Origin of the sequence: Collimonas rhizosphaerae, from assembly GCF_038896935.1 — a bacterium.
GTDB lineage: Bacteria > Pseudomonadota > Gammaproteobacteria > Burkholderiales > Burkholderiaceae_D > Collimonas > Collimonas rhizosphaerae.
The window spans coordinates 39,325-54,623 of sequence record NZ_JBANDC010000004.1; the positions used below are offsets into that span (position 1 = coordinate 39,325).

The 15,299-nt window shown below is 58.5% G+C and carries 16 protein-coding genes and 1 tRNA gene; 3 read left to right on the forward strand and 14 right to left on the reverse strand.

The features are described 5' to 3' along the window. Positions 1-96 precede the first annotated feature (96 nt). From V8G57_RS06505 to petA, 7 genes are all read right to left on the reverse strand, one after another. Entirely contained in the window at positions 97-1,002 is a 906-nt protein-coding gene (locus tag V8G57_RS06505) for a hypothetical protein (protein ID WP_342828691.1), read from the reverse strand. 1,030 nt (positions 1,003-2,032) lie between these two features. Next, positions 2,033-2,108 (reverse strand) — tRNA-Thr (locus V8G57_RS06510). 25 nt (positions 2,109-2,133) lie between these two features. Further along, positions 2,134-2,643, reverse strand: a complete 510-nt coding sequence (locus V8G57_RS06515) for a ClpXP protease specificity-enhancing factor (protein ID WP_342828931.1) — start codon at positions 2,641-2,643, stop codon at positions 2,134-2,136. A 79-nt stretch (positions 2,644-2,722) separates the two neighbouring features. After that, positions 2,723-3,334 (reverse strand): glutathione S-transferase N-terminal domain-containing protein, encoded by a 612-nt coding sequence (locus tag V8G57_RS06520; RefSeq protein ID WP_092394978.1) that lies wholly within the window; start codon positions 3,332-3,334, stop codon positions 2,723-2,725. 84 nt (positions 3,335-3,418) lie between these two features. Next, positions 3,419-4,201, reverse strand: coding sequence for a cytochrome c1 (locus tag V8G57_RS06525; protein ID WP_144741942.1), 783 nt, complete (start codon positions 4,199-4,201; stop codon positions 3,419-3,421). Positions 4,202-4,217: 16 nt separating this feature from the next. After that, positions 4,218-5,624, reverse strand: coding sequence for a cytochrome b (locus V8G57_RS06530; RefSeq protein WP_175500914.1), 1,407 nt, complete (start codon positions 5,622-5,624; stop codon positions 4,218-4,220). Beyond that, a complete protein-coding gene (gene petA / locus V8G57_RS06535) occupies positions 5,624-6,244 on the reverse strand; it encodes a ubiquinol-cytochrome c reductase iron-sulfur subunit (protein WP_342828694.1) in 621 nt (206 codons plus the stop codon). The genes V8G57_RS06530 and petA overlap by 1 nt, the downstream gene beginning before the upstream one ends. A gap of 292 nt (positions 6,245-6,536) precedes the next feature. On the opposite strand from petA, the gene mscL reads away from it, so the two are divergent. The 3 genes from mscL to V8G57_RS06550 all read left to right on the forward strand — a co-directional run bounded on the left by mscL (position 6,537) and on the right by V8G57_RS06550 (position 8,449). After that, complete coding sequence (gene mscL / locus V8G57_RS06540; RefSeq protein ID WP_342828696.1) at positions 6,537-6,947, forward strand: large conductance mechanosensitive channel protein MscL; 411 nt, start codon at positions 6,537-6,539, stop codon at positions 6,945-6,947. A 192-nt stretch (positions 6,948-7,139) separates the two neighbouring features. Further along, a complete protein-coding gene (locus V8G57_RS06545) occupies positions 7,140-7,724 on the forward strand; it encodes an RNA polymerase sigma factor (protein ID WP_342828697.1) in 585 nt (194 codons plus the stop codon). Beyond that, positions 7,724-8,449, forward strand: coding sequence for an anti-sigma factor (locus tag V8G57_RS06550; RefSeq protein WP_342828698.1), 726 nt, complete (start codon positions 7,724-7,726; stop codon positions 8,447-8,449). The genes V8G57_RS06545 and V8G57_RS06550 overlap by 1 nt, the downstream gene beginning before the upstream one ends. A 6-nt stretch (positions 8,450-8,455) precedes the next feature. Here V8G57_RS06550 and V8G57_RS06555 read toward each other — a convergent pair whose 3' ends face one another. From V8G57_RS06555 to V8G57_RS06585, 7 genes are all read right to left on the reverse strand, one after another. Then, the gene (locus tag V8G57_RS06555; protein ID WP_342828699.1) at positions 8,456-9,622 is read right to left on the reverse strand and encodes a phospholipase D-like domain-containing protein; all 1,167 of its coding nucleotides are present in this window, start codon (positions 9,620-9,622) and stop codon (positions 8,456-8,458) included. 63 nt (positions 9,623-9,685) lie between these two features. Next, positions 9,686-10,492, reverse strand: a complete 807-nt coding sequence (locus V8G57_RS06560; protein WP_092394956.1) for an endonuclease/exonuclease/phosphatase family protein — start codon at positions 10,490-10,492, stop codon at positions 9,686-9,688. 10 nt (positions 10,493-10,502) lie between these two features. After that, complete coding sequence (nudB, locus tag V8G57_RS06565; protein ID WP_342828700.1) at positions 10,503-10,967, reverse strand: dihydroneopterin triphosphate diphosphatase; 465 nt, start codon at positions 10,965-10,967, stop codon at positions 10,503-10,505. Between the two features lie 130 nt (positions 10,968-11,097). Continuing rightward, on the reverse strand, positions 11,098-12,900 hold the full coding sequence (gene aspS / locus V8G57_RS06570; protein WP_342828702.1) for an aspartate--tRNA ligase: 1,803 nt from the start codon (positions 12,898-12,900) through the stop codon (positions 11,098-11,100). A 76-nt stretch (positions 12,901-12,976) separates the two neighbouring features. Further along, positions 12,977-13,627: a DUF502 domain-containing protein gene (locus V8G57_RS06575; RefSeq protein ID WP_092394951.1), complete on the reverse strand. Its 651-nt coding sequence runs from the start codon at positions 13,625-13,627 to the stop codon at positions 12,977-12,979. 60 nt (positions 13,628-13,687) lie between these two features. Next, the gene (locus V8G57_RS06580; RefSeq protein ID WP_092394949.1) at positions 13,688-14,035 is read right to left on the reverse strand and encodes an FmdB family zinc ribbon protein; all 348 of its coding nucleotides are present in this window, start codon (positions 14,033-14,035) and stop codon (positions 13,688-13,690) included. Positions 14,036-14,229: 194 nt separating this feature from the next. Then, positions 14,230-15,291 (reverse strand): ABC transporter substrate-binding protein, encoded by a 1,062-nt coding sequence (locus tag V8G57_RS06585; RefSeq protein WP_342828706.1) that lies wholly within the window; start codon positions 15,289-15,291, stop codon positions 14,230-14,232. Between the last annotated feature and the right edge of the window lie 8 nt (positions 15,292-15,299).

Genomic DNA, 15,299 nt, shown 5'->3' on the forward strand with positions numbered 1-15,299 from the left:
CTCCATGTTCTGAACAGTTATAGAAAATGTACATGCTCCCCCGCCGATCTTTGAGGATGACGCTTTGTCACGGACAACGGGAAAACAGCAGCAGCTTCATTTGTCTTTGACCTCACCCGCGCTACCTGCCGGCATGGAAAATTCGGCAGATAACGTCGGTGTGGAAATCAGATCATTTAATCCTGCCTGCTCTACCGCAGAAATCATTGCTTGATAGCCTTCTCTACTGTCCCGGTACTGCAATACAACTGAAAAACCCATATCCGTTGGATCGTTCGACGCAAGGACGATAGCTTCGGCTCCAGCCGCACAGAGTCGCGAGGCAATTCTCTGCGCGCGTTGCTCGAACGCAAATACAGCACCTACATATCGGCGCCTGCCGACCGGCTCTTCCAGGCTGCAAGTGGATTTTGCAAACGTAGCCGGTGTCCTCGCCGATTCTGATGTGACAATTTCCGGGGTATGTCGAATCGCGGCCTGATCGCTTGCTGCACTTGAATTTGTCGTCTCTATTTGATATTCATTGCCATCAAGGTGTACCAATTTCAGTCCTCGCTCCCGAAGTGATTTTTGGAACTGGAAAAAAATCTCATCTGGTGAAAGCGGATCGGTTGAAGCAAGATTGATTACTCCTCGCACTTCTGGAGCTAAACGAATCGAACGGCCTGAATATTGACTGACTAGACGTGCTGCATCAGACAATCCAAAATCTCGCCAAATAACATAAAACCGATCGTCACAACGCACCGCAGTTGTATGCGAAAATAATAGAAGCCCGAACAAACACGCGGCGAACTTTTTAATTCTTGATATCTGAAACATATTCCCTAACAATCGTCGCGGTTTTCCTGCAAGCATTTTCTGCAGGAAAAATTCCAATAGGTAGTTGACCGCCGCCAGGTATTGGCAAGAAACCTGACGACAGTCGGAACCCCACACCAAAGCCGCGACCTGCGCTGCGGTCAAAATCAGCTTGCGCGTGCAGCAAACCAGGATGAACAAATGTGTTGTTTGCGGAAGGAGTTGCCGTTTCCGGTGGCGTGGTTTCTGGCAGTCTTGATGCTGGCGTTGATATTGGCGCCGGAGTGACAGCAGCGGCCGGTGAACCAACACCGGTGCTCGCGGACGCCATATCGCCACTGCCACAGCCGGCCAGGCACAAGGCGCCAAGGCTGGACCTGAAATTGCGACGCGTCATGGCATTGGCATGCCACTCATCGTTAATGGTGTCGCTTGTATCAAGAAGTGTTAGTGGAAATTTGCCGCTGCCATAGATCCCTGGCTTATTCACGCTCTGACCTTTTCATATATCTTGGAAATCACATTGGAAATTGAATGTCTATCTGGCCGCGATATGCAATCTGCTGAAGTTTCTCGGCTCGTTTTCTGTCATATCCAGGCGGCTATGCGGGTACGCCAAACCCGACGTTCGGTTTTGATTTCAATGACGTCGAAATATTGTTCGGCACGACACTCCATCATGCGATCCATTTTTTGCAAATACTGTGCCAATGACGAATAGCTCATTCAAAGATAGCAATTGGTGTTAGCGCTACCAAAATTTGTCAGCATTTTCAGTTTTTGGCCAAAATTTGTTCGCCCAGCATTGGCCGCTAAGCCTCATGAAATACCACTTGGCGAGTTTTTAGAGAATCGGATATATATACCCGATAACCGATTTCCTATCCGCGATATCCACTTCGATATTGTTCTTTTTTTTGATCGCTTATCCAATGAACGCGAGCACATTGCGCAGCTTATTTACGCGTGCACGAGATAGCGCCATCAAAGCCTATCCCGAACTTGCAAACGGAATAAAGGAATTCCAATTCCGTGATTTGCGGGCGAAAGCAGGGACCGACAAGAAGGAAATTGATGGCATTTCTGCCGCACAGGACCAGCAACGCCACGCAACCGTGACAATGACTGAACACTATGTTCGACACTGCAGGGGCAGGCTAGTCAAACCTACAAAATGACTTTTTGCGGAACAAAAGAAAAAGGCCCACCGAACGGTGGGCCTTTTAGATATTGGTGCTGGCTGCAGGACTTGAACCCGCCACCCCCTGATTACAAGTCAGGTGCTCTACCAGATGAGCTAAGCCAGCTAAACTGCGAAGTCCGCAATTATACCTATTTAATTCGAGTTAGGGTAGGCCTTCCGCCTTTTTTTGGCGGTTCCGGATCTTTTTCCGGATCCGTCCCTGGCGAATTCTGTTTTGTGTCGCCGGTTGATGACGGCACCGAGCTCAGGATCGGCGTTACCGAGGCTGACGGTTCAGGATTAGCCTCCTGTTCGGAGGCGGCTTCGGTGTCTGTTTCAGCGGCTGGAGCCGATGGTTCGAACGCCATGCCCTGGCCGTTTTCGCGCGCATAGATCGCGATCACGTTATCCACCGGCACCGAGATTTCCCGCGAGACTCCGCCGAAACGGGCGCTGAAATTGACGAACTCGTTGTCCATCTTCAGGCCGCTGGTGGCTTCGAAACTGATGTTCAATACAATCTCGCCATTCTTGACGAACTGCATCGGCACGCGCGTGTGCGCGTCTACCCTGGCCGCCAGATACGGGGTGTAGCCATTGTCGGTGCACCATTCATAAATGGCGCGCAACAAATACGGTTTGGTAGAAGTTTCTGACATGGGAAGCAACGGTACAAAATTAGGCACGGGCCGGCATGCGCCGCCGCAGCGGCGGCGCATGCCGGTAATCTACACGATCTTAACGACGCATGACTTTTTCGGACGGCGTCAGCGCTTCGATGTAGGCCGGGCGCGAGAAGATACGCTCAGCATACTTCATCAGCGGGGCAGCCGTCTTCGACAGTTCGATGCCGTAGTGATCCAGGCGCCACAGCAGCGGCGCGATGGCTACGTCCAGCATCGAGAACTCGTCGCCCAGCATGTATTTGTTCTTCAGGAACAAAGGCGCCAGCGTGGTCAGGCGGTCGCGGATTTCCGAGCGTGCCTTTTCGTGGCTCTTTTCTGCCGCTTTGGATTTCTCGTTCTCCAGCGTGTGCACGTGGATGAACAGTTCTTTCTCAAAGTTGAACAGCATCAGCCGCGCACGGGCGCGCATCAGCGGATCGGCCGGCATCAGCTGCGGATGCGGGAAACGTTCGTCGATGTATTCGTTGATGATATTGGATTCGTACAGGATCAGGTCGCGCTCGACCAGGATCGGCACTTGGCCATACGGATTCATGGTCGAGATGTCTTCCGGCTTGTTGAACAAGTCGACATCGCGAATTTCAAAGTCCATGCCCTTCTCGAACAGAACGAGACGGCAGCGTTGTGAAAATGGGCAGGTTGTACCCGAATAGAGAACCATCATTTTTATAGTTCCTTAGAAACAAAAGGGTGAGACCCGATACGGCTCACCCCAAAACGCATACCCGCAAAATCGCGGGCATGAAAACTACTTGACGTCTTTCCAGTATGACGCGTTGAGACGCCATGCCAGAACGAAGAACATGCCGAGGAACAGCAGGACCCAGACGCCAAGGCGCTTGCGGGTGTTCTGAGCAGGCTCGCCCATCCATGCAAGATAGGACACCAGGTCGGCGACTGCAACATCGTATTCGACCTTGTTCATCTTGCCCGGCTTGACTTGCTCGAAACCGACAAACTTGTGTTCGGTCTTGCCCTCTTCGTGCGGATCTTTCACGTCTTCGTATTTGGCAGTACGAATTCCTTCCAGTTCCCACAGAACGTGCGGCATGCCGACGTTAGGGAAGACCATGTTGTTCCAGCCCGTTGGACGGGTGTCGTCCTTGTAGAAAGTACGCAGATAAGTGTACAGCCAGTCCGGGCCGCTGCCGGCGCCGGACGCCTTGGCGCGGGCGATCACCGACAGGTCCGGAGGCGCTGCGCCGAACCATGCCTTGCTGTCCTTCGGCGACATGGCGATGGTCATCAGGTCGCCCACTTTATCGCCGGTGAACAGCAGGTTGTTCTTGATCTGCTCGTCGCTCAGGCCGATATCGTGCAAGCGGTTGTAGCGCATCGACGATGCCGAGTGGCAGTTCAGGCAGTAGTTGACGAACAGCTTGGCGCCGTTCTGCAGCGCGGACAGGTTGTTGCTCTGTTCGGGCGCGGTATCCAGCGGATAACCGCCCTCTTCGCTGGCAAAAGCCAGGACCGGGAGCAGCACCAGAGTCGCCATCAATTTTTTTATCAATGCGCTTTTTAGCAATGTCATGTTCTTATCCTCTGGCTTAGTGCGGGTGATAGACAACACGGTCCGGCACTGGCTTGAATGTACCTGCGGCGCTCCACCATGGCATCAGCAGGAAGAAGCCGAAGTAGATGAAAGTGCAGACCTTGGACACCAGGCCGCCGATCGCCGAAGGCGGCTGCACGCCGAGGTAGCCGAGCACCACGAAGGTGATCGCGAACAGGATGTAGATGTACTTGTGCCAGCTCGGACGGTAGCGGATCGACTTCACCTTGGAATGATCCAGCCAAGGCAGGCCGGCCAGGATGACGACCGAGACGCCCATCAGCACCACGCCGAAGAACTTGGCGTCGAACACGAACATGGCGCCGATGATGGCCAGGCCGATGACCGAAGCGGCGATCTTGAGCATGCTGCTCAGGCTCGATTTCAGCCACAGCAGGGCGACAAAGGCGGCGACGCCGACTTGCAGGTAGACGATGAAGTCAGAAGTGACTGCGCGCAGGATCGAGTAGTAAGGCGTGAAATACCAGACCGGGGCGATATGCGGCGGCGTCTTCAGCGAATCGGCCGGGACGAAGTTGTTGTACTCGAGGAAGTAGCCGCCCATTTCAGGACCGAAGAACACCACGGTGCTGAACACGATCAGGAACACGGCAACCGCCATCACGTCGTGCACCGAGTAGTAAGGGTGGAACGGCACGCCGTCCAGCGGCACGCCCTTGGCGTCCAGCTTTTCCTTGATCTCGACGCCGTCAGGATTGTTCGAACCCACTTCATGCAGGGCGATGATGTGCGCCACCACCAGGCCGATCAGGACCAGCGGGATCGCGATCACGTGGAACGAGAAGAAGCGGTTCAGGGTAGCGTCGGAGACCACGTAGTCGCCGCGGATCCACAGCGACAGGTCAGGGCCGATGAAAGGAATCGCACCGAACAGGTTGACGATAACCTGCGCGCCCCAGTAAGACATCTGGCCCCATGGCAGCAGGTAGCCCATGAACGCTTCGCCCATCAGGCACAGGAAAATGCCGACGCCGAACAGCCATACCAGCTCGCGCGGTTTGCGGTAGGAGCCGTACAGCAGGCCGCGCACCATGTGCAGGTAGACCACGATGAAGAAAGCCGAAGCGCCGGTCGAGTGCATGTAGCGCACCAGCCAGCCCCATGGCACGTCGCGCATGATGTATTCGACGGAAGCAAACGCCAGGGCGGCGTCCGGCTTGTAATGCATGACCAGGAAGATCCCGGTGACGATCTGGATCACCAGCACCAGCAGCGCCAGCGAACCGAAGGCGTACCAGAAGTTGAAGTTCTTTGGCGCGTAGTACTCGGACAGATGGGCTTTCCAGGTCGAGGTGACGGGGAAACGCGCATCGACCCAGTTCAGCGCCTTGTCGGCGATGGGAGCATCGGCCGGCAGCTGTTTTTCGTGGAATGCCATGATTAAGCCTCACCTTTCTCGTCTTTACCAATGACGATCTTGGTATCGGACAGGTACATGTAGCGTGGCACGTCGAGGTTGTTTGGCGCCGGCTTGTTCTTGAAAACACGGCCGGCCAGGTCGAAGGTCGAACCGTGGCAGGGGCAAAGGAAGCCGCCTTGCCAGTCGTCCGGCAGCGAAGGCTGGGCGCCAGGGACGAATTTCGAGGATGGCGAACAGCCGAGGTGCGGGCAGATCCCGACCAGCACCAGGGTTTCTTCGTGGCCGGCGCGGCCGCGGTTGTTCGACTTGTTCTTGCAGTAGTCGGGCAAGTCCATGGTGTAGGGCTTGAGCGACTCGGGGTCGGCGACTTCGGAGGCGGTGTGTTCCAGCCCCTTCATCTGTTCCGGGGTGCGTTTCATGATCCAGACTGGCTTGCCGCGCCATTCGAACACTTGCATCTCGCCGGGTTTAATGCCGGAAATATCCACTTCCACCGGTGCACCCGCGGCTTTTGCGCGTTCGGATGGCTGGAAAGTGGAGACAAAGGCCCCCGCCGTCGCCAAACCGGCCACACCGCCTGCCGCGCATGTAGCCACGAGCAATCCACGTCGACCGGAGTCGACCTGCTTTTCGATACTCATACCAACCCCAATCAGTCAAAATACGAAACTTGCACGGAACTTCTAGCAACCCTAGATTATATCGAAGCTAAGGACTGTTTTAAAGGAAATACATGCAGCCATGTACAAAATCAGCCAAATCCATGGAAACTGCTGCTAAATCTGGCACAATTTCCTTCAGAAGCTCATTCTTGCACTGCAGCAAGCTTGCCCAGGGGTGGAAAATAACAAGAATTGACAAATTTGTCCTTTTAATCCGGCCGCGATCGCAGTATCTTCCCGATGATCAACATTAGTTATGGAGAAACAACACATGGGCATGATGCAAGAATTCAAGACCTTTGCCCTCAAAGGCAACGTCATGGACCTGGCGGTCGGCGTGATCATCGGCGGCGCGTTCGGCAAGATCGTCGACTCCCTGGTGCAAGACATCATCATGCCGGTGGTCGGCAAGATCTTCGGCGGCCTTGATTTTGCCAACCACTACTTTCCGCTCAACGGCCAGGGCACTGAACTGACGCTGGCGGAAGCGAAGAAAGCCGGCGCTGTGCTGGCCTACGGCAACTTCATCACCATTGCGCTGAATTTCATCATCCTGGCTTTCGTGATTTTCCAGATGGTGCGCATCATCAACAAGCTGCGCGGCGAAGTGCCGCCGGCGCCTGCCGCCGATCCGGAAAACACCGTGCTGCTGCGCGAGATCCGCGACTCGCTGAAAAAGTAACCGACGCTTGCGCCGATCGCCGAAGCCCGCTGCCAGCAGCGGGCTTTTGTTTTTGGCGGGCCCGGGATAGCCGATTTGCAGGTTGCGGCACAAGTTACCATGCGTTAATCTGCACAATAACCGGCTTGGCTCCGCAACAACAAAATCCAGGCGCGGCACACAACGGCGGCACTGCGCGCAAAGGAAGCCGAATTGCCCTCCCAGGACTTGCAACCGGAACAATTGAAAGCCTGGCTTGCCGCAGCCGTGCGCAAGGACGCCGCCGCCTTCCGCGCGCTCTACGACGCCACCTCGCCGAAACTGTTCGGCTTCGCGCTGCGTATACTAGTTAAGCGCGAGTGGGCGGAAGAAGTGCTGCAGGAAAGTTTCGTCAGCATCTGGAACAACGCCGACAGCTACCAGGCCAGCCTGGCGGCTCCGATGACCTGGATGACCACCATCGTGCGCAACAAGGCATTCGATTTCCTGCGGCGCACGGACAGCGCGGTCGAAATCGATGCCGATACATTTGACAAGGAAGTCATGGACGCCATGGAAAGCGCCGACCCGACGCCGCTGGAGGCGCTGCAGCTGACTGCCGACGCCAAGGCGCTGGCGCATTGCCTGGCGCACCTGGAAGCCATGCAACGGCAAGCGATTGCCCTGTCGTTTTATCACGACCTGTCGCATAGCGAAGTGGCGGCGCAGCTGCAGCTGCCGATCGGCACCGTCAAGACCTGGATCCGGCGCGGCCTGGAGCGCCTCAAGGGCTGCCTCGGCAAGCTGGGGAGCGCCTGATGGATATCGAACGCAATCCCGTCCTGGTCGACAAGCTGGCTTCCGAATACGCGCTCGGCGCCTTGCAGGGCGGCGCGCGGCGCCGTTTTGAAACGCTGCTGCGGCGGCACGCCGTGCTGCGCCAGGCTGTCGCCGAATGGCAGGACCGCCTGCATCCCATGGCCGAACTGGCGCCGACGGCCCAGCCACCCGCAGCAGTCTGGTCGGCCATCGCAGCCAAACTCGACCTGCCGCGCAAACCGCAGCGCAAGCGCTCGATCTGGTTCGAGCTGCGCGAAGACCTGAGCTTTTGGCGCGGCCTGGGCCTGGTTTCGACCACCGCCGCCATCATCCTGACCTCGCTGCTGCTGTCCAGGCAGGAGCTGCCGCCGGTGCCAGCGGCACCTGCGGTATCGTATATCGCCATGCTGAGCAACGAACAGGCGCAGCCGATCGCCGTGGTGACTGGCGACGCACCAGGCGGCCGCCTGCTGGTCAAGCTGGTGGTCCCGCAGAAGATCGCATCCGACAAGAGCCTGGAATTGTGGGCGGTGCCGAAGGAAGGGCCGCCGCGCTCGCTCGGCCTGCTGGAAGCCAACGGCAGCATCAGCCTGGCGCTGCCGGCCGACGCCACGCCGCAGACGGTGCCGCTGCTGGCGGTGACGCTGGAGCCGAAAGGCGGATCGCAGGACCCCAAGGGACCGACCGGCCCGATCCTGTTCAAAGGCGCCTGGGTCCGTATATAGCGGCCGTCAGCGCTCGTCGTTGCCGATGGTGATGATGCGCATCAGGAAGCGGTATACAAAAAAAGCCGTGCCGTGCCAGAGACGCGTGCGCCAGGAACGATGGTTGAAGGCGTCGGCGGATATCGGCTCGCCGTCGGCAATTCCGCTTGCTATCTGCTGTCGCAGCGCACGCGAAAAATCGGCGTCCGTCACCACTACATTGGCTTCCTGGTTCACCAGCAGGCTGAAGCCATCGAAATTGCTGGAGCCGACGGTGGCCCAATCGTCATCGATCACCGCCACTTTTGCATGCAGCGCGGTCTTGCGGTATTCGACGATCTTGACGCCGGCTTTCAGCAGTTTCGGATAATAGGAATGGCTGACGGCATCCTGCAGCCGGAACTGCCCCACTCCCAGCAACAAAGTGACATCGACTCCTCGCATCGCTGCCTGTTCTAGGCCGCGCCGCAATTTCCGGCTGGGTGCGAAATAAGGACTGGTCAGCAAGGCGCTCTCGCGCGCATGGCCGAGCGCCTGCAGGTAGGCGCGCTGGATGGTGCGGCGATTGCGCAGGTTATCGCGCAGTACCAGGCCGGCCGAGGCTGGACCATGGGCGAGGCCGCGGCCCTTGAAACGGGTGCGCTTGAATTGCCGGAGACGCGCCAGCAGTTTCATCTCGCCCAGGCGCAGCCATTGCGCCTCCAGTTCGATATGGATCACGTTCACCAGCGCGCCGCTGATGCCGACCGCAAAATCCCAGCGCGGCGCCGGCAGCGGCAGGCGCAGGTCGTCGTCGGACACCATGTCGTCGATGATGTTGAGGCCGCCGACAAAACCGACCTGGCGGTCGACCACGCAGATCTTGCGGTGCATGCGGGCCACGCCGCGCCGGAACCAGGGGTTGAAGCTGCGGTACATGACGCCGCTGGCCGCGAACTCCTGCTGCAGCGACGCCGAGCGCTGGCGGCCGGTGCCCAGCCAGTCGGCAATTACCCTGACCGCGACGCCGCGCTGGGCGGCGCGAGTGAGCGCCTCCTGCACCAGCTGCGCGGTGTCGTCATCGGCAAAGATGTAGGTTTCCAGGTAAATTTCGGCGCGGGCAGCGTCGATGGCGGCAACCAGCGCCGGAAAAAAGGCCGCGCCGTTGTGCAACAGCGTGATGTGGTTATCTGCGCAGAGGGTTACCGCGCGCATGCGATGGAAAAGAGGAGAGACGACATCCGGCCGGTCTTTCTGAAGTCATGGTTGATGCTGCCATTATCGCAATTTGAGCGTCGCCACGATAGGCGCATGATCGGACAGTTTTGCCCATTCCGCGCCATGCAGGACTTCCGCCGATTCTACCGTAAAGCCGCGCAGGTAAATCCGGTCCAGCCGCAGCCAGGGAAAAGCCGCCGGAAAAGTGCGCGCCGGCTTCAGTTTCGGCTTGCGCCCTATCAGCTGCTGCAGGTAAGAACCGACGCCCTGCATGACGCTCGCGGTGGCGATCCGCTCGTCGAATATTTCGGCGACATCGAGCCGCGCCCGCAGCAATTCGCTGAGGCGATTGCCCCAGTCGTTGAAATCGCCGGCGATGATCAGCGGCGCGCCCGGCGGCGACGAGCTGCGCACCGCCTCGATCAGGGCCGCGGTCTGGCGCCGGCGGCCGCCGCCGAACAAGCCCAGGTGCACCACATAACAATGGATATCGGTGAATTCGGTCTTGAGGACGCAGTGCAGGATGCCGCGCGCCTCGTACGCATGGTCTGACACATCCTGGTTGCTTTGCGAACCGATTTCAAAACGGCTCAGCAAGGCGTTGCCGTGGTGGCCGTGGTCGTACACGGCGTTCATGCCGTAGGCAGCGTGGTGCGAATCGCCGGCCAGGAAATCATGCTGGGCCTGCTCCGGCCAGTGCGCCGCGTGGCGCGCCGCCATCAGGTCATGCCTGCCCTGCACTTCCTGCAGGAAAAAAATGTCGGCTTCCATCTGGCTCAGCGCCTGTTTCAGCGCATGCACGCGCGGCCGGCTGCCCAGCGATGACACCCCTTTGTGGATGTTGTAGGTTGCAATGCGCAGTTTCATGACTCTTCAGCTATTCAACAAGATGGCGCGGCAACTGCAGGATGGCTTCGGCATTCGACGGCGAAAAACACGCGTCCGCAGCTTCCCGGTACGGCAGCCACTTGTACTGCAAATGTTCGCGCGGCGCGAGCGTCACCGGGACATCGTCCGGCACCAGCAGGCCGAACACGTGCTCGGTATTTTTTGTGACGCCAGGCGCATAGCGATGGCGCCAGACCGGATAAATCTCATACACGTTGGCGACACCCCAGTCGCGCAGGTTGGACAGCGGCACGGCGCCCGCCTCGGCAGCCACCACGATGCCGGTTTCTTCCTTTACTTCACGCATCGCCGTCACCTCCAGGGTTTCGTCCGGGAAGTCCTTGGAACCGGTGACCGATTGCCAATAGTCCAGCTTGTCGGCCCGCTCCATCAACAACACCTGGAGATCTTCTGTATAGATAACAACCAGCACCGATTCGGGAATTTTATACATGCAGGAAAAGTCGGCAAAAAATTGAAAAAGCGCCATCGCGTCATAAAGCACCACTATAAACCTGTTTGGCCCCGGCATAAAAAAAGCGCGGTAAACCGCGCTTTTCCTTTTGCTGCTTTTTGCCTGGAAATCAGACTACCTTGGCTTCCGGCAGGCGCAGGCGGATATGCAGTTCTTTCAACTGCTTTTCGTCGACCGCCGACGGCGCTTGCGTCAGCAGGCATTGCGCGCGCTGGGTTTTCGGGAAAGCGATGACGTCGCGGATCGATTCGGCGCCGCACATCATGGTGACGATACGGTCCAGGCCGAACGCCAGGCCGCCGTGCGGAGGCGCGCCGTACTGCAGGGCGTCGAGCAGGAAGCCGAACTTGAGCTGCGCTTCTTCGGCGTCGATCTTCAGCGCGCGGAACACCTTGCTCTGCACTTCGGCGCGATGGATACGGATCGAACCGCCGCCCAGCTCCCAGCCGTTCAAGACCATGTCGTAGGCTTTGGCGATAGCCTTGCCCGGATCGGTCTCGATGAAGTCTTCGTGGCCGTCTTTCGGCGAAGTGAACGGATGGTGCAAGGCGTTCCAGCGGTCGCTGTCTTCGTCGTATTCGAACATCGGGAAATCGACCACCCACAATGGACGCCAGGTGTCGTCGAACAAGCCGACTTTCTTGCCGAATTCGCTGTGGCCGATCTTCACGCGCAACGCGCCGATGGCGTCGTTGACCACCTTGGCCTTGTCGGCGCCGAAGAAAATCAGGTCGCCGTCTTCAGCGCCGGTCAGTTCCAGCACTTGCGCCAGCGCGGCGTCGTGCAGGTTCTTGACGATAGGCGATTGCAGGCCGTCGCGGCCCTTGGCTTTTTCGTTGACCTTGATGTAAGCCAGGCCCTTGGCGCCGTAGATGGCGACGAACTGGGTGTAGGCATCGATCTCGGAACGCGGCATGGCGGCGCCGCCGGGTACGCGCAGGCCGACCACGCGGCCGTTTTCCATGTTGGCTGCGCCGGCGAACACCTTGAAGTCGACGTCTTTCATCACGGCGGTCAGGTCGGTGAAAGCCAGCTTGACGCGCATGTCCGGCTTGTCCGAACCGTACAGGGCCATCGCGGTGGCGAAGTCCATTACCGGGAACGGGTTAGGCAGGTCGATGTCCAGCGCGTTCTTGAACACCAGGCGGATCATGCCTTCGAACATGTCGCGGATTTCCTGTTCCGACATAAAGGAAGTTTCGCAATCGATCTGGGTGAATTCCGGCTGGCGGTCAGCGCGCAAATCTTCGTCGCGGAAGCATTTGACGATCTGGTAGTAACGGTCGAAGTTGGCCACCATCAGCAACTGCTTGAACAGCTGCGGCGACTGCGGCAAGGCGAAGAACTGGCCGGCGTTGACGCGCGACGGCACCAGGTAGTCGCGGGCGCCTTCCGGGGTCGACTTGGTCAGCATCGGTGTTTCGATGTCGATGAAGCCGTTGGCGTCCAGGAACTTGCGCACTTCCATCGTCACCTTGTAGCGCAGGCGCAGGTTGCTTTGCATCTGCGGGCGGCGCAGGTCCAGCACGCGGTGCGTCAGGCGGGTGGTTTCCGACAGGTTGTCGTCGTCCAGCTGGAACGGCGGCGTGACCGACGGGTTCAGCACTTCCAGTTCATGCGCCAGCACTTCGATCTTGCCCGATTTCAGGTTGGCGTTGCTGGTGCCGTCCGGGCGCAGGCGCACCACGCCGGTGATGCGCAGGCAAAATTCGTTGCGCACCGCTTCCGCGTTCTTGAATACTTCGGCGCGGTCTGGATCGCACACTACTTGCACCAGGCCTTCGCGGTCGCGCAGGTCGATGAAGATGACGCCGCCATGGTCGCGACGACGATGGACCCAGCCGCACAGGCTGACGGTTTGGCCGAGAAGTACCTCAGTAGTGAGGCCGCAGTATTGGGTTCGCATGGACATGTTCAGGTTTTCGCAGTTCAGATGTTGTAAGTATTGATTAATATAAGCGGGCGGTCGATCGCACAGCGGATCAGCGTCAATTGCTGGCCGCTGCGTCGCTGCCGGGCGGCGAATCGATCACCAGTTTCCTGCCGGGCTGCTGCTCGGGCGCAACCACGCCCATGGAAACGATGTACTTCAAGGCTTCGTCGACGCTCATGTCGAGTTCGATGGTATCTGCGCGCGGCAGCATCAGGAAGAAACCGGAAGTCGGGTTCGGCGTGGTCGGCACGTAGACGCTGACATAGTCGCCCGCCAGGTGGTTCTTGACGTCGCCGCCAGGCACTCCGGTCAGGAAGGCGATGGTCCACGATCCCTCGCGCGGGTATTGCACCAGCAGGGCTTTGCGGAAAGCGTTGCCGGACGATGAAAACAGTGTGTCCGAGACTTGCTTGACGCTGGAGTAGATGGAGCTGACCACCGGGATCCGGGTCAGCACGCCCTCCCAGACCGAGACGATCTGGCGGCCGATGAAATTGCGCGTCGCCAGGCCGGTCAGGAAGATCACCAGCAAGGTCAGGATCGTGCCCAGGCCGGGAATATCCATCCCCAGCAAGGCTTTCGGCCGCCATTGTTCCGGCAGCAGCAAGAGCGACTGGTCCATCGTGCCAATGACCAGGTTCAGCACCCACAGCGTGATTGCCAGGGGCACGAGAACCAGTAGACCGGTGATGAAATATTTACGCATGGCTTTCTTTGTCGGACGACACGTACCGGGTACGTGCGCCTGCAGGTTACATGGATGACATTATGTCGCGGCGGCCGGCGTGCCGCCGCTGTTGCTGCCGGCAGCCGGAGCGGCCGGGGCGGCAGCTGGCGCCGCGGCAGGTGTTGCCGCAGCGGCGGGCGCGGCGGCTGTGCTGCCGGCCGCTGCCGGCTCGGCCGGACTTGCCGGCGGCACGGCCGCGCCTGCGCCGCCGCGGAAATCGGTCACATACCAGCCGGTGCCCTTGAGCTGGAATCCAGCCGCGGTCACTTGCTTCTTGAACGCGGCTTTGCTGCAGGACGGGCAAACCGTCAGCGGCTCGTCGGACATCTTTTGCAGCACATCTTTGGCGAAACCACAGGCTTCGCAGCGATACGCATAAATCGGCATGGTGAAACTCCGCAAAAATCAGTACAAAAACAGTACAAAACCCTGAATTATAAAGGTTTTTTTGCAGTGTACACCGGCTTCGGCAATAGCTTGTGGCGGCGCAGCACAGAATTGCCTGCGACGCCACATCCGCATCGTATCAAAACGACAATCCGGCGTGTCTGGCAGTCTGTCGGACTTAGGATGATCGGCTGCTAGCGCGCCCGGATCTCGGTCCAGATACGGTTGATGGCGCGCCGTTGCTTGCTGTTCAGGTCCTTCAGCATCTCCAGCTTGGCGAAACCCGCCTTGTCCGGGAAAATCACCGGGTTGTTGGCAATCTCTGGCTTGATGTACTTGGCGGCGTCGGCATTCGGGTTGCCCGAGCCGATCAGGTTGCTCAGTTCGGCGGCATTCTTGCCGTCCAACATGAAATTGATGAACTTGAGCGCCAGGTCGGGACGCGGCGCGGCCTTGTGGATCACCATGCTGTCCAGCGCCAGCACTGCGCCCTCTTTCGGCATGCCATGGCGGATATGGAATTTGCGGCCGGCTTTTTGCGCATCGACATCGGCCTGGAAGATATCATTCGAATAACCGTGGGCCAGCCAGATATTACCTACAGTCAATTCCTTGATATAGCTGCTGCCGTTGAACGCTGCCCAGTAAGGCTTGGCCTTGAGGATCACGTCCTTGGCCTGCTGCCAGTGCTGCTCGTCGGTGTCGTTGGCAGAATAGCCCAGGTATTTGAGCGCGGCGGCCATCAGTTCGTTGGCGGAATCGAGCACGGTCACCTTGCCTTTGATCTTGGCCAGGATCTTCGGATCGAAAATCGCCGCCCAGCTGTCGACGCTGATTCCCAGCTCCTTCATCTTCTGGTCGTTGTAGCCCATCACCGTCACCGTGTAGGCATACGGCACGGAATACTTGTTGCCCTTGTCGAAATCGGTGTTCAGGTAAGACGGATTGACGTTCTTCAGGTTAGGCAGCTGGCCCTTGTCGAGCGGCAGCAAGGCTTGCTGCTTGATCAGCGCATCCAGCGCATTGCCGGTCGGCACGATGATGTCGTAACCCTTGGCGCCGGCAGCCAGCTTGGCCAGCATTTCTTCGTTGTCGCCGTAATAGGTCTGCACCACCTTGCACTTGCAGAAGGTTTCGAAGCGCTGCACGGTTTCCGGCGCGATGTAGTTGTTCCAGTTATACAGGTGCAGTTCATCGGCGGCGTGGGCCGAGAAGCTGGCAAACAGCAGCGATGCGATGGTGAGCAGTTTTTTCATGGCTGTCC